Origin of the sequence: Pseudoalteromonas sp. S2893, from assembly GCF_005887105.1 — a bacterium.
Lineage (GTDB): Bacteria > Pseudomonadota > Gammaproteobacteria > Enterobacterales > Alteromonadaceae > Pseudoalteromonas > Pseudoalteromonas atlantica.
On record NZ_PNCY01000022.1, the window covers coordinates 50,966 to 71,957 of the forward strand.

Below are 20,992 nucleotides of genomic sequence, written 5' to 3' on the forward strand. Positions count from 1 at the left end.
ACCTAAAGTTAGCTTGAGGTTTTATCTTGTGTTTAAGCAATCAACTAGGGTAAATAATAATGAAATTAGAACACGTACATTTAGTAGTAAACGATATAAATGCCATGCTTAAATTTTATCAAGCAGCCTTTCCTTATTGGTCAATTAGAAGTGAAGGGCATAACACTTGGTATGGTAAACCTAAGCGCTGGGTACATTTTGGCGACGATAATCACTACATTGCTATAAGCGATAATGGCGAGCATAAAAACAGAGATTTGGCAGGGCATCAAGTCGGGCTGGCTCACTTTGCCTACGTTACAAACAACCTAGACGCTGTTATACAGCGCTTAAAACACGCCGGATTTAGCATTGATAAAGAGGGTGCAGAAAACCCATTTAGAAAAAACGTATATTACCTAGACCCAGCAGGGTTCGAGGTTGAGTTTGTGCAATATATGAGTGACATTCCAAGCGAGCGTAATAACGACTTATTAAAATAGGTAGTAAATAACGGTGTAGAAAAGCGCATAATATGGCTTTTCTACCCATTGTGTTTTTACCCGTATTATTTATTACTCACCCCAAGCTGGGCCTTTAAATCATTAGCAAAACTCACAAACTTTTCTTTAATGGTGCGTTTAACTTTTACCTCCACCGAGCCTAAAACTGTTTTACCTTCGAGGTTAATTGTGGGGCCTTGGCGCTTATTAAGCGACACCGTTTTGTTTTCAAAACTACCTAATATACAAAACATTTTAGAAACTACATTGACGTGCTCTGGTACGTAAATTTCTTCGCTGCCAAAAATACAATTTACATGCACGGTAACATGTTGGTGGGCAAAAATGGCATCAGTAAAATCTAAAACAATCGACCCCATATAGTTTTGAATATAAATATCTTTAGGCACCACCCATTGGCCGCTACGCTCGCTTGAGCCTAAAATGCTTCGCAGTGTTAAGTTTTCTTCATCCGCTTGTTGGGCGCTGTAGTTAGGGGCAAACTGCGTTTGCTTTTGAGCACTGTACTGGGTATCTGTTGTAAGGGTTAAATCCTCTACTAAATTAAGTAACGCGATATTATCGGTTGCTTCCATTGCACTGTCTAAGCGCCTTTCAAAGGCTTCAGCTGAAATAACACCATGGCTGTAGTTATAAATAAGTTGGTCTATCACTTGTTCGCGAACTTGATCTATTGGGCGGTCTTCAATTTTTACAGACATGGGAATAATCCTTTTTATATGAGTTACCACAGTACATAGCAAGTGGTGTACCAAAAATTAACTATTTATATATCAATGGTTTATTGTTTTAATAACTCCGCTTAATTTATATATTAACGATAGATTAACCAAAACAGCAATATAATCGTTATTTTCACCACTTAAGAAAGTTTTACCTAATAGCCTGTAAATGTTTACTCGGAGGTGTTTTTATTTATACCCAATAAAATAGCTAACTTCATGAATTTAAAGTGTTAATAAAGTTGGCCTAAAGCTCGCATATATAAAAGTGTCTTTAATCAAAAGGAGAAAGATTATGAAAACATTCAACAAATCTATGATTGCGGCTTTAGTTCTAGGTACTACAGCTATGGGTGCTCAAGCGGGCACTTGGGAAAATGAAAGTAAAGATGCTTGGATTGATGGTAAGGCAGAAACAGTGCTTCTTATGAACACTAATCTAAACAACTTTGACATTAACACTGATGTAAAAAATGGCAAGGTAGTACTTACAGGTAAAGTAGACAGCGACCTTGATAAAGAGCTAGCTGAAGAACTTGTAATTAGCCTAGATGGCGTATCTGATGTAGAAAACAACCTAACTGTTGTGAAAAACATGGATATGGACGACAAAGATCGTGACACTATGGATGATGACGATAACGACTTAACTGACGCTAAAATCACCACAGTAATTACTACACGTTTCTTATTTGACTCAGAAGTTGACGGTACAGATATCGACGTTGATACCGACAACGGTATAGTAAAACTTAAAGGTTCTGTTGAAACAGAAGCTGAAAAGCAGTTAGCAGTAAAAATTGCTAAAAATGCTGAAGATGTTCGTGACGTAGTAGATGAACTAACTATTGTTGCTGAATAATACACTATACTAAAAAGCCCAGCTTAGCTGGGCTTTTTGCTTGTCATTTTTAAAGGAGCTACATCATGGATATCATTCGTATAATATTGTCGATTTTATTACCGCCACTGGGTGTATTTTTACAAGTTGGTTTAGGTATGCACTTTTGGCTAAATATTTTACTAACTTTACTGGGTTACTTCCCTGGTTTAATTCACGCTATCTACATTATTGCTAAAAAATAATGTGTGGTGTGTTCAATGTGAGCCGGCCACTTTTTTATAGTTATTAAAATTGTAAAAAAGCGGCTTACATACTTCTGCGTTTATTTTTCTGTTATTTCCTGCCTATTCGCATGCAAAAAGATTACTATTTAAGCAGTCAGCTTACTGATTGTTAAAATAAAGGTTTTTGCTAGTGACAAGCCTTAAAAAACTTTTTATACTGCAACCCGCTTTAGTCGCTCAGTGGCTAAACGCTTCAAAAATTAACTACCTCGTAGTTATACAAAGTTGGCCCCTTAGCTCAGTTGGTTAGAGCACACGACTCATAATCGTTAGGTCCCCAGTTCGAGTCTGGGAGGGGCCACCACTTTTCAAAGCTTTCCAATTTTTAAATAGTTATAGCCAATACAAAATATTTTCTACAGTACTTTTTTTATACAGCATTTAGGTTAGTTGTTTACGTGCCTATACCGTCTCTATTATTTAAAAGCCAGCTTCAATCATTTTCCTATCTGGCCAATACCAAACTATGGGTAATTCAGATGATGGTGTAGATGTGGACTTAAACTGGCTTAGTGCTGGAATAGGTTATCGCACAGCTATTGGCGCGAACACTGACTTTTATGGTTTAGCAACTTACGAAAACGTAGAGCTAGAGGCATCGTATCGTGGAAGTAGTGCTTCGAATGACGAAAATGGCTATAGTCTATCTGTAGGTGTTCGCTCTATGGTAAGTGATAATATTGAGCTAGATGGCCGAGTAGGCAATGTCGATATTGCAGATGAGAGTGAAACATCTTTCAGTGTGGGCGCACGTTACTACATTAATAACAACGTTTCACTTGGGGCTAATTACACCTCATTGGACGATCTAGATTTAGTTAGCTTAACTGCTCGTTATAGCTTTTAAGTATTAATAAATAAAAAATAAGCGCACTAAACAGTGCGCTTTTTTTATGCCATTTACTTTTTATAAGTAGTTTCTAATTTACTTGGTACTTACTGTTAGTACGAATGTAAATAGTGGCTGTTTTGTCGCTAGTGTTCTCAATCGTGTGGGTAAAGTTACCGGTTGATTCTACATAGCTGCCTGCGCTTAGGTTTTGCGCTTTATCTTGCTCGCTTGAGTTGTACTCAACGGCGCCGGCTATAACAACAGCACGAAATTCGCTTGCATCTGTTTTTATTTCACCTTTAAAGCCGGCAGGAAGTTTAATCATTGAGCCGTTCATGTCGGCTGTACTTCCCCAAAGGTAGGCTGTTTGCACGCCTTGGGCGTTAATGTCGTTTAAATCGCTGCTGTTTAACCATACTATGTTGTCTGCATGTAGGTTTAACGGGCGCTCACCATTATCAAACTGGGCATTAGTTGGTTTAACTAAGTACGGCCCTGAGTCGATTTCTAAGTAAATTAAATTTGTGTCAGCATTGGCTGCAGTGGTGTGGTTTTCACCTGCTGGTTGTGTCCAAAACGAACCCGCTGGCATCCACATTTTTTCGGCTGTTGGGTCGTCATTATGCATTTGCCCTTCAATAACGATACCGCGGTAGGTAATGTTGTGAATGTGCGGCGGAGATTCAAAGCCTTTTTTAAAGCGTACTAACATGCCTGTTGCAGTGTCGGTTGTGCGGTTTCCCCATAAATCTGCAGCGCCAGGGCTTTTATCACCACGTAGCGGGTTTAAGTAACCCCAGTCAATATTGCTTGCAGCAACAACTTTTGATGCGCTTTGCTCTGCAGAGGCTGGCGTTGATATGAGTGTTGCAACCAGTGCAAAAGTTGATGCGTTTAGTAAAAATTTCATTTAAAAGCTCCGTTAAGTTGGTATAGCGCTATAGTACGGCTTAAAATTCAGTCAATAAATGGGCATAAGTTAAATACACTTTCGCAAAAACGTGGATAATAACGTTATAGTTACGCATGCTGGTTTATGCAATAAGAGGGTTTGATGAAAATAGCTGATTTACAAGTATTACTCAAAGTGGCTGAGCTGCAATCAATTACAGCTGCTGCAAATCAATTAGATATGAGCTCATCGGCTGCAAGTGTCTCGTTAAAGCGTATAGAGCAGGCGCTTGGGGCACAAATATTTGTGCGCACAACAAGGCAAATACGCCTCACGCCTGAAGGGGAACGGTATTTACCTTTGTGTCAGCAGGCACTCGATTTATTGCAACAAGGGCAAGTGCTTATTCATGAGGAGCAGCAATCTATTAGTGGTGAAGTGCGAATAGCAGTGTCATCGGAAATGGGGCGCAACCTTATGCGGGTATTACTAAATAATATTATGGATAAACACAGCGAAGTGACGCTGCGCTTACAAGCAAGCGACAGCCGCGCTGATTTTTACCGTGATGGAATTGATGTTGCGCTGCGCGCCTTAACTAAAGAGGCCGCACAGGAGCTAAATTTATACGGCTTTAAAATTTGTAATATTGCACACGTGCTATGCGCCTCGCCTGAGTACATTAAAAAGCACGGTGAGCCGTTAACGCCAGATGACCTACTGAATCATAATGCCCTTTTATATAAGCTCTACGAGGTAGTGCATGATGGGTGGGAGCTGTATAACGATAACCAAAAATACAAGGTTAAAATGAGCAGCGACCGCGCCGTTAACGATGGCGATATAGTAAGGCGTTGGTGTGTTGATGGCACCGGGATTGCCAAAAAATCGGCCATTGATGTAGCTGAAGATTTATTAGCGGGCAGGCTAAAAAGGCTAATGCCTGATTACAAAATCCCCCTCACTGAAATGTGGTTAGTACTACCTAGCCGCCAGCTTATAACGCCTGCCATTAGGCTTATTCGTGATGAGTTAAAACACACGATTAGCCAATTAAGAAAAAACCTGATTGCGCAAGGGATAATTAACGAGCAAGAGTGGCCCGATTCACCCTAGTGCACCTTACGCGAGGTTAGTGTTGCTAGCCTTGCGCCTTTAAAATTTAATTCGCTTTCCTGTGGTGGATTAAATTAAAATACACGCTCTTCTTTTATGTTCTATTTTTTCTAATTATTGGGCTTATTGCTCAGCTGATCCTATATTTATTCTAAGCAAGTGTTAGTTAAGTCCTTTATCCATTTACAGGTATTGTATGTTACTTAAACAAAAAGTTTATATTAGTCTTATTTTGGCTATTGTTGTGCCGTTAGCGGTTTCTACATTTTTATTTTCAAATAGTATTCAAAATCATACCGATGAAAAGCTCGCAAAGGTTGATCTACCCACCGCATTGAGTGAAGTAAAAAGCAAAATTGAACTCGAACTTGCCACTCCTATAATTGTTGCCAAAGAAATTGCGCAAAACAGCTTTGTTAAACAGTGGCTAAGCAACGGTGAGAGTGAGCAAGCAAGAGCCGATTATATTAATTATTTAGCCAGTATTAAAAAAGATAACAACGCAGTTATTGCGTATATAATTTCCAAAAATACCAACAACTATTACACCGATATTGGCATATCTAGACAGATAGATAGAAGCGAAGATGTATGGTTTGATCAGTTTTTATCCTCTAACAGACCCTTTGAAATAGCACTGGATATAGATAAAACCACAAATAGCATGGTGGTTTTTATTAACTATGCACTGCAAATTAATGGTGAGCGTACCGCCATTACTGGCGTAGGGCGCTCGCTCGATTCTATGATCAACTTAATTAACGAATACCGTATTGGCGAAGCCGGTGTGGTGTATTTGGTCTCTGATGAAGGTGAGGTAATGCTTCACAGTGACAGAAGTAAAATGGGTCAAAAAATTAATATTAACGATATAAAAAATGGCGCCATTATTAGTAAAACAATGGCAGGCGAAGATTATGTTGTGTCGAGTACGCCTATTGAATCATTAGGTTGGCATTTAGTGGCAGAAGTGCCCGAGCAGCAGTTATACGGGCCAATAAATAGTGCCATTAATAGCAATTTATTATTTGGTGTGATCATTGCCATTATTGGCTTTGCCTTGGCCAGAGTTTTAGTGTCGCAAATATTTAAACCCATTGAAAACATAACTGCTGCAGTGAGCGCGTTAACTAAAAAAGATGGCGATTTAACCGTAAGGCTGCCTACTAACGATAACAACGAAATATCAGAGCTTGCCGCTAACTTTAATTTATTTTTAGAGCAGCTACATGGCATGTTTAAGCAAGTGTCGGACTCAGCAAACCATGTTAAAAGCATTTCAGAAAATGTGTTAGTACAAGTACAAGGCGCGGCCAACTTGGCCGAGGTACAATCATCTAGCACGCAAACGGTGGCGGCAGCCGTTAACGAAATGGAAGTAACCGTACAAGACATTTCAAACAGTGCCAGTAACGCCTCTGACATTGCGACTTTAACAGAAGAAGCGACTCATAAAGGAGTAGAGTTTGTAAATAGCACGATAAAGCAAATGGAGCAGCTAGAAAACGCCATGGCTACCTCGGTTGCCTCGGTAACTGAGCTTTCAGGTGAGATAAAGTCAATTACGCAGGTGCTTGATGTTATTAAAGCAATATCGGAGCAAACTAACTTACTGGCACTCAATGCTGCCATAGAAGCTGCGCGGGCAGGCGAACACGGTCGTGGTTTTGCCGTTGTAGCCGATGAAGTAAGAACCCTTGCTATGCGTACTGCAGAGTCGACCGAGCAAATTAACGAAATGATAGACACATTAAATTCTAAGGCTTCAAGTACGGTGTCGGCTATAGAGCTTGGCAGTAAAAATACCCTAGAAAACGCCGAACGTTTAAAAGTAACGGGGAGTACCTTAACGGGTATCTCTCAAGAAATTGTTACCCTAAGTGAGCTAAATAGCTCAGTGGCTACAGCCACCCGCGAGCAAACGTTGGCTACCTCAGAAATTAGTCAAAATGTGGTGATGATTTCTGATTCTGCTGAGCAAACAAAACAAAATATGAAAACCTCAGAGCAGCTATGCAATGGGCTAAATGAAGAGTCGAATATATTAAAAGACTTACTGGGTAAGTTTACGCTTTAAAAAAAGTGACAACATTAAGCTAAAAAACGCGTTGTTACTTAGTTAATCTAAGCTTTGGTTAAGAGGTTTATTATCCAAAGTTTAGGTTAATAACAACGCGTTTTTAAACGGGTTAATTTTTACGGTAAATTTCGTGTTGAATGTCGTAAATATTAACGCTTAAGCTGTCAGAATCTCGGCAATAAGTTTTTAAACACTCAAGCAAGCTCTCGCTTAACATTTGTTTTTGTTCAATAGAGCGCCCGGCCATGATATGGGCCGCAATATGAATAAACCCTTCTTTTCCTTCACCTAGCTGGTATTGCTGATAAGCAATGGCGCGGGTTTTAATGGTGTCTAAGTCAAACAAACCACTTTGAAAAGTGGCGTTGTGCACTTTTTCAACAAGTACTTGCGGTAATACAGGAAGATCTTCAGAGTGTTCAATAATAATGTGCGGCATTTACGCGTTTCCTATTATGAGTTACTACGTGGGCGTACGTATAATTGTACCAAAGCCTGAACTGTGCGCTAACCCCTCAATGGCCTAAATTTAGTTGTATTAATTTTTGATGGTAGTATAAAAACAGTCACGTGAACCTTCGCTTATAAAGCAAAATTAAGGATTAATATGAAATTACCACACCGCTTTAAACGTTTAGCTGTGCTATTAAGTGCAGTGGTTACCTTAAGTGCCTGCTCAGATGATGTTGCATCGGTGAGCTTAGGGCTGTTTACTACTAAAGATGTAGTGGTAAATTCCCAGCAAGACCCACTAGTAAAAGGGGTTACGTGCCATATTAGCCATATTGAGGCCGACTTAGATTTTTCAGATCCCTCTGATATGTCTATTGCGTGTCGCCAAACTGGGCCAATTACAGCCGATATGTTACAAGCAATAGATCGCAGTAAGTCGGGCGAAGTGGTGTTTAAGTCATCAAAAAGTATTTTATTTAAATCGCTAAAAGTACGCCGTATTTACGATGCACAAAACCGCACATTACTGTACTTATCGTACTCGACTAAAGAGTCGAGCGGCAGCCACCACCACGCACTTTCAACTGTGCCTTTATACAATACACAAGCTTGGAACTGGGCACTTGAACAAAAATAAGAGCACACTATGTTAGCGTTATTTAAATCAAAGCCGCTGCTAGAACAAGCCGAGCAGCAGTGGCTAATTGATACCTTTATTTGGGCGGTAGAGCACTTTGATGCCGCATTTTTTACCAAGCACACGCAAATAATATTGCCAACGGTGGCGCATTTTCCTGATTCGGTATCGAGTATTGAGGAAATGGCCACTAAGGTATTTGTACGAGTACGTGATTACGCAGGTATGAGTGCGTGGCCAATACAATTAGTTGCGCCACAACAGTTACAGCCGCAAGTATTTCCGCATTTTGAATTTGCTGAACACTTACGCGGAGAGCAAAGCCAACTTATTGTACCGCCAAGCCATACGATTAATATTTCATTTAATCCTAATCAAATTAATCAGCCGCAAGATTTAGTGGCTAGCTTTGCCGGCACGCTGGCTACTGTATTAATTCATCATGTTGGGGTGTTACCGCCAGGCGGTAAAGACTACTTGCCACAAGCGGCAGATGCGCTGGCCTGTTTTTTAGGGTTTGGGGTAATGATGAGCAACACTGTGTATCAATTTAAAGGCGGGTGTGGCTCGTGCTATAACCCTTATGCTAATCGTGAAGCGAAGCTAAGCGAAACTCATACCGTATTTATGCACGCGCTGATTAGTTATTTTAAAAACGATCGTGACTCTAAAAAACATTTAAAGCCACATTTGCGCAGCCAATTTAAAAAAGCCCAAAAAGAGATCAAAGCATTAGTTGATAATTCTGCTAATCCGCTATTGCTTGCCTATGCACCAACTTAAACCGGATACTTGTGAACTACTTAGACGAATTTTTACTGATTGCCATCGCCCACTTTTTTGCAGTAGCCAGCCCAGGCCCCGACTTTGCCGTGGTGCTCAAACAAAGTATACAGCAGGGAAGGCGTAACGCCTTATGGACAAGCGCTGGTGTGGGCGCTGCTATTTTATTACACGTAGGATATTGCGTATTAGGGGTTGCGCTAATTTTAACGCAATCGCCTAATTTATTTATTACATTAAAGTACGTTGCGGGGGCGTATTTAGCCTATTTAGGCGTACAAGCATTAAGGGCTGCCAAACCACCGGTAAATAAAACAGACAACATAGAAAACAAAGCTACCCCACAAGAAAGCGTATGGCATGCATTTAGGCGCGGCTTTTTAACCAACGCGCTTAATCCTAAAGCCACTCTCTTTTTTATGTCGTTATTTACCTTAGTTATTAGTGTAACTACACCAACTAGCGTGCAGGTTGTGTATGGGGTTTATATGGCTCTGGCAACGTGGGTGTGGTTTTCTATGCTTTCTTTAGTGTTGTCAAAACCCAGTGTACGGGCGTTTTTTCAAAAAAGCGGCTATTGGTTTGACCGGGGTATAGGTGTTATTTTAATTGCTTTAGCCATTCGTGTAGTAATTTAACCCTAGGGAGAAGTCATGCCTATTTATAATTTTTCGTTTGGATCGAATATGTCCTCTAACCGCTTGCTTGCGCGTTTACCAAAAGCAAAGCGAGTTGGCACGGCTGTACTAAAGGGCTACGAGCTTACGTTTAATATGTTATTTAAAGATGGCTCGGGCAAGTGCAGTATTCAAAAAAGTGATGACAAAAACGCCTTGGTATATGGCGTGGTCTATGAACTTGATGAAGCCGAAAAAGCAATTTTAGATACCATAGAAGGCCCAGGCTACGATTGCGTTGCTATTAAGCCCACTTTGTTAGATGGTGAGCAAATAGAGGCCCATTGCTATATTGCTAACACTCACGATAACGATGTACTGCCATACGACTGGTATATTCAGCACGTTCATCGCGGCGCGCTTGAGGCGGGCGTACCAAAAGAATACAGTGATGCAATACTTAATCGGCCGCATAAGCCCGATACAAATAAAGAGCGTGCTGATATTGAATTTGCAGTGCACCAAAAATAATAAGGATAACCATGAAACTCACTAAATTAGCCAGTTTAGCGTTGCTTGCCAGTGCCACTTTTAATAGTTGGGCACAAATTAATACCACGGACTTAGAAGAGGTTATTAACACCTCAATGGCACGCTTTGACGTACCGGGTATGGCGGTAGCGGTTGTGCAAGACGATAAAGTTGTATTTGCTAAAGGGTTTGGGATAAGCAACCTCAATACAAATGCAAAAGTGAACAAAGACACACTTTTTGGTATTGCCTCAAACACAAAAGCGTTTACCAGTGCAGCGCTGGCTAAGTTGGTTGATGAAGGTAAGTTAAGTTGGGATGACAGGGTGATTGACCACTTACCTGAGTTTAGGTTGTACGACTCCTACGTCACCCGCGAAATGCGTGTTCGTGATTTATTAAGCCATCGCAGTGGCTTAGGGCTTGGGCAGGGCGATTTAATGATTTGGCCAAGTACTGATAAATCTATAGAGGCTATTTTAGCCGGCCTACAGTATTTAAAGCCAGCCAGCAGCTTTCGCAGCCAGTATGCCTATAACAACTTAATGTTTGTAACCGCAGGCGAAGTGGTGGCACGTGTATCAGGTATGAGCTGGAACGATTACATCGAAAAAAATATATTACAGCCTTTGCACATGGATAACTCTCGCGCGGGCTTTTCGCGTATTCCAAAAAGCAATAAAAACTGGGCAATTGGCCACATACCAATGGATGGCAAGCTCAATCCTTTTTTTGTTAACTACCTAGAAGATTTTAGAGGCGCAGGGGCTATTGCATCAAGCGTAAACGATATGAGCCAATGGTTACTAACGCAGTTAGCTGGCGGAAAAATGCCAAGCGGCGAGCAACTATTTAGTGAAAAACAGCAAGCGCAAATGTGGCATCCGCATATTACCTCTATGGCTTCTAAAAGTGCGTATGAGGCCTATCATCAGCAATTTAGAGGCTATGGGCTAGGTTGGAGCATTGAAGATTACCACGGCTTTAAAAAGCTAGGCCACGGCGGGGGCATTTTAGGTATGGTGTCGCAAGTCACATTATTGCCTGAGAAAAAGCTCGGCATTGTTATTTTATCTAATCAGCAAGCATTTAGTGCACTTTCGGCAGTAACCCACGAAGTGCTTGAAGATGCCCTTGAGCTTGAAGATAAAGACTGGGTTGAAGAGTTGGCTAAAAAACATTTTGCGAGTAAACAAAAAGCCTACGCCAATGCAAAACCCGACACCCCAGCAGATTACCAGCCACAGTTACCTAATATAAATTACACCGGCACGTTACATGACGATTGGTACGGCGATGTAATTATTGAGCAACTCGATGGCAAACTACGTATTGATTTTACCCAAACCAAACGCTTAAAAGGCACGCTTGAGCATTACTCGGGTAATACGTTTATTGTTAAGTGGGATGAAAAGCTACTCGAGGCCGATGCGTTTATTCGTTTTGATATGGGCGCAAACAACCGTGTTAATAGCGCAAAAATGCGCGCGGTATCAACAGCGGTAACAGACTTTAGTTTTGATTTTAGAAACCTTAATTTAAAAGCTAAGTAGTGATGCTATACACCAAAGTCGCAAAGCCACCGTAAGGTGGCTTTGTTATATTAAGCACTCACATTAAAGGAGCGTTTATGCGTACTGCAGTTATTTCACACCCTCATTGCCGTAAACATAAAATGATTGACGAACATCCTGAGTGCCCAGAGCGCCTAGACGCTATTGCAGATAGACTTTTGGCAAGTGGTGTAGATATTGGCTTAACGCATCTACAAGCGCCTAAAGCGCAGCGTGAGCATTACTTATTAGCCCATGATGAGTCATTAGTTAACCTTGTGGAGCGCTTAGTCCCTGAGCAGGGGCTACATAACCTTGATGGCGATACCTGGCTTTGCCCTGATTCGTTTAAAGCGGTAGAGCGCGCCGTAGGAGCAGGGTTGTTGGCTGTAGATGAAATACTCGCAGATAAACTCGATGCGGCGTTTTGCGCTGTACGCCCGCCAGGGCATCATGCCAATGCACACGCTTCATCAGGGTTTTGTGTATTTAATAATTTAGCTATAGCAGTTAAGTATGCTCAAAGCAAAGGCGTTAAACGTATAGCAATTGCTGATTTTGACGTACACCATGGTAATGGCACCCAAGACATATTTATAAACGATGAAAACATATTACTTTGTTCGTTATTTCAATACCCATTTTACCCAAACACGGCCGTAAAAAATAACAGCCACATAGTTAATTCTCCTTTGCCAATTGCCAGTAGTGGCGATGATTTAAAAGAAGTGTTTAATACCCAATGGTTGCCAAAATTAAAAGCCTTTAAGCCAGAGCTGCTATTTATCAGTGCAGGGTTTGATGCCCACCTAGAAGATGACATGGCAAGTTTAAAGTTTGTAGAAGATGACTACAGCTGGCTTACAGAGCAATTATGCGACGTTGCAAAAGAGAGTGGCTGCAAAGGTGTTATATCTTACCTAGAAGGGGGCTATGCGCTATCAGCATTAGGAAGAAGTGCTGTAGCGCATATAAAAGTGCTTAGTGAGTACTAATACCAATCCGCAATAATACTTAATTAAGCGAATTGGTATAACTAAGGGTTATAAACCCAGTAAATCAAACGCCTGCTTGGTATTAAGGGTTTTAATTTTGCCAAGGCAGCATTGCCCTTCATTTAATAAATAAGTGGTGACCAGTTGCGCTAGCTGCTCCTGTGAAAGAGGGGCGCATGCAGCGCCGTGTAGGTCAACGTACTCACCTTGCTTGTTCAACACGCGCACATTACTAAGCTCACTTTGCGTAACGCTGTGCAAACACGCTTCTTGTTCTTGTTTATCGTGCGCTATTTCAAGCTCATTATAAACAATTAATAACTGTGGAAAGCTGTTTAGCATAGTTACCCTACTGTTACCTCGTATGAGGTAAATTTACGCACATTAATAACGCCAGTATCAAAAATTAAGTACTGACCTTTTATACCTTGCAGCACGCCGCTTACTACTGGGTTTTTATCAAAATTAAACGAGCTAATTTTAGTGGGGTACTCTGTTACCGGAAAGTTTAAATCAACCACGTCTTCATCAAGTTGCTCTATGGCTGTGGCACCAAATAACTCGCTTAGCTCGTTTAATTTATCGCTAATTTGCGGGATCAGCTCTGCCGCGGCGGCTTTAAGGTCAATGGCTTCGTTTTGGCCCTTTAGCATGTTACGCCAATTGGTTTTATCGGCAATAAACTCGGCCAATGCCACCTCAACTAAGCCTGATTGCAAACGTGTTTGCACTTTAAAAATAGGCAGTGCTTGAGTGGCGCCTTGATCAACCCAACGTGTCGGTATTTGCGTATGGCGAGTAATGCCTACTTTAAGTCCAGAGGTGTTGGCTAAATACACATAATGCGGGATCATGCAGTTTTCTTCGCCCCATTGCGGCTCGCGGCAAGTGCCTTTATCGTAATGGCAGGTTTCTGGTTTCATAATGCACATATCGCAGCTAGCAAGCTTGCGCATACACACAAAACAGTGGCCTTGCGAGTAACTCTTTTTGGTTTTTTTGCCACAGTTTGAGCATAAAATGGTACCGCTAAACGTCAGCGTTAACTCTTTACCAATGAGTGCGTTTAGGTCGACTAGGTTGTCGCCCACAGGAAGATGATATTGAACCGGCTCTGTTAAGCTCGATTTTAATTTACGCAAAGTGCCTTGCATCTTTACTTGGCCCCTAAAGATGTTGATATTAAAACGTGGAGTTTAACATCTTTAAACTGTATTGGCTTTTTAAGAAATACAAATAGTCATCTAGAGGAATTGGCTTAGCGTATAGGTAACCTTGCGCTCTGTCGGCGCCCATTTCTTTCAATAAGTGGTGCACATCTTGGGTCTCTATGCCTTCCATGGTTATAGATAGCCCTAGGTTATGTGCCATATCTATAGCGGTTTGCACAATCACTTTATTGGCGGTGTTATTCGTTAAATCAAATACAAACGATTTATCTACTTTAAGCTCCGTAAAGCGGTAATTAACCAAATAACTTAGCGATGAATAGCCAGTGCCAAAGTCATCAAGGACCACGCGCACTCCTAAATCAGAAAGCTCATTAACCAATGAAATAAGCGCTTCGTGTCTTTCGACTAATGCTGACTCCGTTAATTCAAACTTAAGAAGCTGCGCCGGAACTTGGTATTTTATAAGAATGTTTTCGACTTTTTCGGCTAGGTTTTTAATCGACAGATTTTTAGCACTTAAATTTACGCTAATTGGGTGATCGTTATAGCCCTGCTCGGTTAGTTTGACGATATCTTTACAGGCTTGCTCAATAACCCATAAGGTAAGCTCGTTAATAATACCTGTGTGCTCAGCAAGGGTGATCAGCTCTTCTATCGATACGCCTTTAAAAGCCGGATCGGGCCAACGTAGCAGCGCTTCGGCGCCACATACTTGATTAAAGTTCAGCCCTATTTGAGGCTGATAATATAACGCTAGTTGGTTGTCTTTAATTGCTTTTTGTAATTTAGCGGCCAATGCCACATCCATTAATATATTACTGCCGTTAGAGGCGCTTACTACTAAATCGTTATTACTTTTAGCTTTTTTAAGTGCCAAGTAACCCCGTTTTGTCCAGTATTCAAAGTCGTCACTGTGGGCTGCGCTACTAACCCCTATGTTATAGGTAAGTTGTAAGTTTAAGCCTTGAATTTCGTATTGCTTGGGCAGGCTATTTATAACTTTAATTAAGGCCCCTTCAAGTGACTCCAGGTTTTGGTTTTTAGTAGATATGCAGGCAAATACCCCGCTGCCTAAGTCGGCTAAGCGTGGGCTGTTATTAAAATCTGTATCTAGGTTGGTAAATTCGCGCTCATGGCTAAGCTCTAACTCTATTTGTTTAGCCACGTGCTTTATTAAAGTGTAGCCCTGCGATGGGGTAATAATGGTATTGAGCGAGTTAAAATGGCGAATTTTAATTAAACACAAGGTGGTATTTCGCCCCTGTGCTTGTAAGCTCATAAACGCTTGCTTTAATTTGGCACTGTTAAGTAATTTAGTTTGCTGGGTATGTGTAGCATGATAAAGCGCACGCTCGCGCTGGTAGCGCACTCTATCGGCAAGTGCCATAGCCATTAAAATAACTTCACACAATATAGCCACTAAAAACGCGTGACGAATCGCAAAGCTATAATCCAAATAGCCCGTTAATTCTAATGGCTGTATTGCCGCGCCAACAATGAGGGGAACCCACGAAAAAACGTAAAACTTCGCCCACCTAAAGCCCGTGCGTAGTTTGTTATAAATTAAAATAACACACGTAATATATAACAAGCTTAATACACAAAAAAAGATGGGTGCTGCAATGTATTCGGGTATAAATAAAGTGGTGGTTGATAATAAAAATATTAAAATAAGTAGCGCTTTACTCATTTTATAGCGCCAGCATTTGTCCTTGTGGTAGCGCAAAAACATGGTGCAAAAGGCGAGCGTAAAAAAGGCCATTGCGTAGTTTGAAAAAATCACCTTTTCGTGTAAGTACAATTGCCAATCTAGGGGCCACAAGTAAAAGCCAAAGCCCATTACAATGCCCATTAAACACAGCGCACTAATTATATAGCCTATATAAACTAAATAAACGCGGTCTTTAATCCCAAAATAAAGCACTAAATTATACAGGGCAGCCATTAATAACACGCCGGCAAATATGCCCCAAATGCCGGTTTGCGAGCGAACTAAATCAACAAATTCTTTATGGCGATACAAATTAACCGGGGTTTTGCTGATCCCCGTTGTATCTATTTTTATGGCTAAGCGCTCTGTTGTTTTACTCTCAAGTGCAAAACGTATATGCGGTACGCTATATTGAAAAAGCGTGAGAGACTTTACTTTATCACCTAATTTATAGCTTTCTATAAGCTCATTTCTTTTGTTTAACCGATACACGCTTAGGTGATCAACCATCGGGTTATCAAAATGGGCAACAATGTCTTGAGCATCCAAGCTTTTATTTTCAAGGTCTATAAATAGCCAATAGTTTTGCTGCTTAAAGCTCCATTGAATATCGGTTAACGGCTGGTGGGTGATTAGCTCGGGATCTAAAATAATATCGTTGAGTGTGTGAGATTTACTTTCATCTATGTAGTAGGCAAAGTCTAAATATACAGGCGTGGTTTTATCGATGGTATAGCGAGTCGGCACAACCAGGTTAGAAGCGAGTGTGCTAATAATATAAAATATGAAAATCAGTATGGCTATGGCCGCGGCATGATAACGTAAAGTTTTCGTTTCCAACGTTGTATACTTGTAATAACTCTTTTAATTAGTGTAGCACTAAAAAAGCGCATATAAACTGCGCTTTTTTAGTTAAATTTTTAGGGCCTGCTTATCCTTCAGGATTAAAATTTGTTCTAACTAGGGACGATTTAATCGTGGCGCGAGGTTTGTAACCTAGTGGGCTAAGTAAAAACCGAGCAACAAAGAGTTAATCGTCCCTAGGACGAACCTTCGTGCAGCGCGTGTTTGGTATTTATACTGCGTTATTGCCTATTTATGGGGAATAACCACACTACATAGGCTCTGCCTTGCCTAAATACCAAACACACTGCTGCAAATTTAATCTCGAAAGATAAACAGGCCCTAAGTTAAACCAATAATTTAGTTACAGGCTACTGCTCTCGGGCAATCGCTCTGTAAGCAATATCGGTGCGGTACTCCATACCTTCCCAGCTAATTTGTTTTACAAGCTCGTATGCACGTTGCTGTGCCTCGGTAACGGTATTGCCGAGTGCCGTTGCACATAATACACGTCCACCTGCGGTGACAACGTTTTCGCCATCTTGCTTAGTACCCGCATGAAATACTTTTTCATCAGCAGGGTAGTTAACTTTAAGGCCTGATATTGCATCACCTTTAGGGTAATCACCTGGGTAGCCTTTAGCAGCAAGTACAACACCTACGGCAGCGCGCGGGTCAAACTCAATGGTTGTTTTATCAAGCTCTTCGCGGTTAGCCGCTTCAACTAGTTCAACCAAGTCTGATTTAAGACGAAGCATCATTGGTTGCGTTTCAGGGTCACCAAAACGACAGTTGTACTCAATTACTTTAGGCGTGCCTTGGGCATCAATCATTAAGCCTGCGTATAAAAAGCCAGTGTAAGGATGACCTTCGCTTGCCATACCCTCAACGGTAGGAACGATGACTTCGTTCATAATGCGCTGGTGGATTTCGTCGGTTACTACAGGTGCCGGTGAGTATGCGCCCATGCCGCCAGTATTTGGACCTTCATCGCCATTGTATGCACGCTTGTGATCTTGGCTTGTTGCAAATGGCAAAATGTTTTTACCATCAACCATAACAATAAAAGAGGCTTCTTCGCCTTCTAAAAACTCTTCGATCACGACGCGGCTGCCAGCCTCGCCAAAAGCATTACCGGCAAGCATATCGCGAATAGCGTCTTCAGCTTCGCGCTCATCCATTGCCACAATAACGCCTTTACCAGCAGCTAGGCCATCTGCTTTTATTACAATTGGCGCGCCTTTTTCTTTTAAATAAGCAAGGGCAGGGTCAATTTGTTCAAACGTTTGGTAATCAGCGGTTGGGATAGCATGGCGAGCTAAAAAGTCTTTAGTAAACGACTTAGAGCCTTCTAGCTGCGCTGCACCGGCTGTTGGACCAAAAATAGCGAGACCGTGTTCACGGAACTTATCTACAACGCCCAATACAAGCGGTACTTCAGGGCCAACAATCGTAAGTTCTACATTGTTTTGTTGTGCAAAGCTTAATAGGCCATCTAGGTCTTCAACATTAATTGCAACGTTTTCTAGTTTTGGCTCAAGTGCAGTACCGGCATTACCCGGTGCTACAAATACAGTGTTTACTTTCGTGTTTTGAGCGGCCTTAAACGCAAGTGCGTGTTCGCGGCCGCCGCTGCCAATGACTAATACATTCATGGCGAAATATTCCTATTTAAAGCGGTTTTTTAAATTTCAGCGTCATACGGTCGCTTTCACCAATAGCTTTGTATTTATCAGCGTCTTGTTCGCCAAGGCGTAAGCTAGGTGGTAGCGTCCACACCCCTTTAGGGTGATCGGCTGTATCTTTTGGATTGGCGTTAATCTCACTGCTTGCAACTAATTCAAATCCAGCTTTTTTAGCTAAATCGACCACGTAACTTTGCTTCATGTAGCCGGTTGATTTTTGATCCTCATCAGGTCGGCTTTCATCTAAGCGATGTTCAACTACACCTAATACGCCACCTGGTTTTAACGCTTTATAAAAAGACTTAAATGCACTGAGTGCGCCTTTAGTGTCTTTACCCATGTACCAGTTATGTACATTGCGAAAGGTTAATACCATGTCGGCAGTGCCGGCTGGGGCAATATCAGTGTGCGTTAATGGGGCAAACTCAGAAATTTTTACTTTGCTAAAACGCTCATCTTCGGCCACTTTTTTCTTAAAGCCAGCTAAAGAGCGCTGGTAGTAACCTACCGATGAATCACTCGGAAAATGCGCTGCGTAATATAAGCCTTGCTCTTTAAGTGCTGGGGCTAAAATTTCGCTGTACCAACCACCGCCTGGGGCAATTTCAACCACAGTCATTGTTGGTTTAAAACCAAAAAATGCCAGTGTTTGCTCAGGGTGACGGTATTCATCGCGGGCGCTATTTTTAGCGCTACGCTCGCTTGATTGAATAGCATGGCTAAGGCTTGACTCATGGTTATGGCTAAGTGCCATTGTTGAGGTCAGCGTAAGCGAGGCAACAAGTAGTGACTTTAGTGCAAATTTCATCGTTTGTTCCTTAACGTTTTAAATAGGTGTTGAACCAGAATACGTGAATTGATTGCAAACAAAAAGGGCTAAACGTTGTGTTTAACCCTTTGTGTGATTAGTGGCGGAAGTGGCGCATGCCGGTAAATACCATCGCCATGCCAGCTTCGTCAGCGGCGGCGATAACTTCTTCATCGCGCATTGAACCACCCGGTTGAATAACCGCGGTAATACCAGCGGCTGCGGCTGCGTCTATACCATCACGGAATGGGAAAAACGCATCTGATGCCATTACAGAGCCAGGTACTTCTAGGTTTTCATCAGCGGCTTTTATACCCGCTATTTTAGCTGAGTAAACACGGCTCATTTGGCCTGCGCCTACGCCAATGGTCATACCGTCGCGGGCATATACAATCGCGTTTGATTTAACAAACTTAGCCACTTTCCAGCAAAATAGTAAATCTTTAAGTTCTTGCTCAGAAGGTTGGCGCTTAGATACGACTTTTAAATCGCCTTGGGTAACCATGCCTAGGTCGCGGTCTTGTACTAAAACACCGCCGTTAACGCGTTTAATATCGTGGCCAGTTGCTTTGCCACTCCATTGACCACACGCTAATAAGCGTACGTTCTTTTTCGCTTCAACAATTTTTGCTGCTTCGCTTGAAACGCTAGGAGCAATAATTACTTCAACAAATTGACGCTCAACAATGGCTTGTGCTGTTGCAGCGTCAAGCTCGCGGTTAAAGGCAATAATGCCACCAAACGCTGAGGTTGGATCTGTTTTAAAGGCGCGGTCGTAAGCACTAAGAATATCTTCGCCAATTGAAACGCCACATGGGTTTGCGTGTTTAACAATAACACATGCAGGTACATCAAATTCTTTAACACACTCAAGTGCTGCGTCGGTATCTGCAATGTTATTAAACGACAGGGCTTTACCTTGTAGCTGAGTAGCTGTTGCAACAGACGCTTCGCTTACGTTGTTTTCAACATAAAAAGCAGCATCTTGATGTGAGTTTTCACCGTAACGCATATCTTGCTTTTTAGTGAACTGCATATTGATAGTGCGTGGGAATTTAGTCTCTTCAGCGGCTTCTTCAGTGTAATCAGGTACCATTTTACCAAAGTAGTTAGCAATCATGCCATCGTACTGAGCTGTGTGCTCATACGCGGCAATGGCTAAATTAAAACGTGTTTTGTACGTTGTTGAGCCATTGTTGCTTTGCATTTCGCTAATAACGCGCTCGTAATCGTTTGCGTTTACCACGATGGTTACGTCTTTGTGGTTTTTAGCGGCTGCACGAACCATGGTAGGTCCGCCAATATCAATGTTTTCAATAGCATCTTCAAGGCTGCAGTTTTCTTGAGCGACAGTATTCGCAAAGGGGTATAAGTTAACTACAACAATATCGATAGCAGAGATGTTGTTATCTGCCATTACGCTTTCATCTTGTCCGCGACGCGCTAAAATACCGCCGTGAATTTTAGGATGAAGGGTTTTTACGCGACCATCCATGATTTCAGGATGACCTGTGTGATCTGATACTTCAGTCACTTTTATGCCGTTATCAGCAAGGAGTTTGCAGGTACCGCCAGTTGATAAAATATCTACACCTTGCGCTTCTAGTGCGCGGGCAAATTCAACAATACCGGTTTTATCAGACACACTTAATAGTGCGCGACGAATAGGACGATGAGTATCCATTGTAGTTTAATTTCCTCAGTTAATGAGCTAGCTTAGAAGCGGGCATTTTAACTGATTACTACTCAAAAAACGACTTATAAAGCGCCAATAAGCGTGAGCATTTTGCAACATCTATACTAAATTGTGCGCATAAAAAAAGCACCCTAAGGTGCTTTTTTTGCATGATACCAATTGTATTGGATTAGTAAGCAGTTATAACGATAGAAAAACAAGTCTATAACAAGGCAAAAATTTTACAGTGTAGTTA

Annotated in this window: 21 protein-coding genes and 1 tRNA gene; 13 read left to right on the plus strand and 9 right to left on the minus strand. The window is 41.6% G+C overall.

Annotated features, from left to right (window positions below; all coding sequences use genetic code 11):
- The first annotated feature begins 59 nt into the window (after window positions 1-59).
- Window positions 60-482, plus strand: a complete 423-nt coding sequence (locus tag CWC04_RS12390; protein ID WP_138685571.1) for a VOC family protein — start codon at window positions 60-62, stop codon at window positions 480-482.
- Between the two features lie 65 nt (window positions 483-547).
- Here the strand turns inward: CWC04_RS12390 and CWC04_RS12395 are convergent, their stop codons facing one another.
- The gene (locus CWC04_RS12395; RefSeq protein WP_138685572.1) at window positions 548-1,204 is read right to left on the minus strand and encodes a LiaF domain-containing protein; all 657 of its coding nucleotides are present in this window, start codon (window positions 1,202-1,204) and stop codon (window positions 548-550) included.
- A 316-nt stretch (window positions 1,205-1,520) separates the two neighbouring features.
- Here CWC04_RS12395 and CWC04_RS12400 point away from each other — a divergent pair, with 316 nt between their 5' ends.
- From CWC04_RS12400 to CWC04_RS12415, 4 genes are all read left to right on the plus strand, one after another.
- Entirely contained in the window at window positions 1,521-2,087 is a 567-nt protein-coding gene (locus CWC04_RS12400; protein WP_126008327.1) for a BON domain-containing protein, read from the plus strand.
- A gap of 65 nt (window positions 2,088-2,152) precedes the next feature.
- Window positions 2,153-2,311: a YqaE/Pmp3 family membrane protein gene (locus CWC04_RS12405; protein ID WP_004587604.1), complete on the plus strand. Its 159-nt coding sequence runs from the start codon at window positions 2,153-2,155 to the stop codon at window positions 2,309-2,311.
- A gap of 269 nt (window positions 2,312-2,580) precedes the next feature.
- A tRNA-Ile gene (locus CWC04_RS12410) sits at window positions 2,581-2,657 on the plus strand.
- A gap of 135 nt (window positions 2,658-2,792) precedes the next feature.
- Window positions 2,793-3,200, plus strand: a complete 408-nt coding sequence (locus CWC04_RS12415; RefSeq protein ID WP_283235107.1) for an outer membrane beta-barrel protein — start codon at window positions 2,793-2,795, stop codon at window positions 3,198-3,200.
- Window positions 3,201-3,273: 73 nt separating this feature from the next.
- On the opposite strand, the gene CWC04_RS12420 is transcribed toward CWC04_RS12415, so the two are convergent.
- A complete protein-coding gene (locus tag CWC04_RS12420) occupies window positions 3,274-4,095 on the minus strand; it encodes a DUF4437 domain-containing protein (protein ID WP_138685574.1) in 822 nt (273 codons plus the stop codon).
- Between the two features lie 144 nt (window positions 4,096-4,239).
- Here CWC04_RS12420 and CWC04_RS12425 point away from each other — a divergent pair, with 144 nt between their 5' ends.
- Both CWC04_RS12425 and CWC04_RS12430 read left to right on the plus strand, forming a co-directional pair.
- Window positions 4,240-5,193: a LysR family transcriptional regulator gene (locus CWC04_RS12425; RefSeq protein ID WP_064387367.1), complete on the plus strand. Its 954-nt coding sequence runs from the start codon at window positions 4,240-4,242 to the stop codon at window positions 5,191-5,193.
- Window positions 5,194-5,389: 196 nt separating this feature from the next.
- A complete protein-coding gene (locus CWC04_RS12430) occupies window positions 5,390-7,270 on the plus strand; it encodes a methyl-accepting chemotaxis protein (protein WP_004588644.1) in 1,881 nt (626 codons plus the stop codon).
- Between the two features lie 112 nt (window positions 7,271-7,382).
- Here CWC04_RS12430 and CWC04_RS12435 read toward each other — a convergent pair whose 3' ends face one another.
- Window positions 7,383-7,712, minus strand: coding sequence for a 5-carboxymethyl-2-hydroxymuconate Delta-isomerase (locus CWC04_RS12435; RefSeq protein ID WP_138685575.1), 330 nt, complete (start codon window positions 7,710-7,712; stop codon window positions 7,383-7,385).
- A gap of 168 nt (window positions 7,713-7,880) precedes the next feature.
- Between CWC04_RS12435 and CWC04_RS12440 the strand changes: the two genes are divergently transcribed.
- The 6 genes from CWC04_RS12440 (at window position 7,881) to CWC04_RS12465 (ending at window position 12,842) form a co-directional block, all read left to right on the plus strand.
- The gene (locus CWC04_RS12440; protein ID WP_004588642.1) at window positions 7,881-8,363 is read left to right on the plus strand and encodes a CreA family protein; all 483 of its coding nucleotides are present in this window, start codon (window positions 7,881-7,883) and stop codon (window positions 8,361-8,363) included.
- Between the two features lie 9 nt (window positions 8,364-8,372).
- Entirely contained in the window at window positions 8,373-9,146 is a 774-nt protein-coding gene (locus CWC04_RS12445; RefSeq protein ID WP_055252632.1) for a hypothetical protein, read from the plus strand.
- Between the two features lie 11 nt (window positions 9,147-9,157).
- Window positions 9,158-9,784: a LysE family translocator gene (locus CWC04_RS12450; protein WP_138685576.1), complete on the plus strand. Its 627-nt coding sequence runs from the start codon at window positions 9,158-9,160 to the stop codon at window positions 9,782-9,784.
- A 15-nt stretch (window positions 9,785-9,799) separates the two neighbouring features.
- Window positions 9,800-10,294 carry a gamma-glutamylcyclotransferase family protein gene (locus tag CWC04_RS12455; protein ID WP_029772759.1) on the plus strand — a complete coding sequence of 165 codons (495 nt, stop codon included), beginning with the start codon at window positions 9,800-9,802 and terminating at the stop codon, window positions 10,292-10,294.
- An 11-nt stretch (window positions 10,295-10,305) separates the two neighbouring features.
- Complete coding sequence (locus CWC04_RS12460; RefSeq protein WP_138685577.1) at window positions 10,306-11,847, plus strand: serine hydrolase; 1,542 nt, start codon at window positions 10,306-10,308, stop codon at window positions 11,845-11,847.
- A gap of 77 nt (window positions 11,848-11,924) precedes the next feature.
- Complete coding sequence (locus CWC04_RS12465) at window positions 11,925-12,842, plus strand: histone deacetylase family protein (protein ID WP_126008316.1); 918 nt, start codon at window positions 11,925-11,927, stop codon at window positions 12,840-12,842.
- A 48-nt stretch (window positions 12,843-12,890) separates the two neighbouring features.
- Here CWC04_RS12465 and CWC04_RS12470 read toward each other — a convergent pair whose 3' ends face one another.
- The 6 genes from CWC04_RS12470 to purH form a co-directional block, all read right to left on the minus strand.
- The gene (locus CWC04_RS12470; protein WP_029772753.1) at window positions 12,891-13,184 is read right to left on the minus strand and encodes a DUF4144 family protein; all 294 of its coding nucleotides are present in this window, start codon (window positions 13,182-13,184) and stop codon (window positions 12,891-12,893) included.
- A gap of 2 nt (window positions 13,185-13,186) precedes the next feature.
- Entirely contained in the window at window positions 13,187-13,996 is an 810-nt protein-coding gene (locus CWC04_RS12475; protein WP_055252638.1) for a DUF2797 domain-containing protein, read from the minus strand.
- Window positions 13,997-14,024: 28 nt separating this feature from the next.
- Complete coding sequence (locus CWC04_RS12480) at window positions 14,025-16,565, minus strand: EAL domain-containing protein (RefSeq protein ID WP_138685578.1); 2,541 nt, start codon at window positions 16,563-16,565, stop codon at window positions 14,025-14,027.
- A 374-nt stretch (window positions 16,566-16,939) separates the two neighbouring features.
- On the minus strand, window positions 16,940-18,223 hold the full coding sequence (gene purD, locus CWC04_RS12485) for a phosphoribosylamine--glycine ligase (protein WP_024031418.1): 1,284 nt from the start codon (window positions 18,221-18,223) through the stop codon (window positions 16,940-16,942).
- Between the two features lie 16 nt (window positions 18,224-18,239).
- Window positions 18,240-19,061 (minus strand): class I SAM-dependent methyltransferase, encoded by an 822-nt coding sequence (locus tag CWC04_RS12490; protein WP_024031417.1) that lies wholly within the window; start codon window positions 19,059-19,061, stop codon window positions 18,240-18,242.
- Between the two features lie 97 nt (window positions 19,062-19,158).
- The gene (gene purH, locus CWC04_RS12495; protein ID WP_138685579.1) at window positions 19,159-20,745 is read right to left on the minus strand and encodes a bifunctional phosphoribosylaminoimidazolecarboxamide formyltransferase/IMP cyclohydrolase; all 1,587 of its coding nucleotides are present in this window, start codon (window positions 20,743-20,745) and stop codon (window positions 19,159-19,161) included.
- Between the last annotated feature and the right edge of the window lie 247 nt (window positions 20,746-20,992).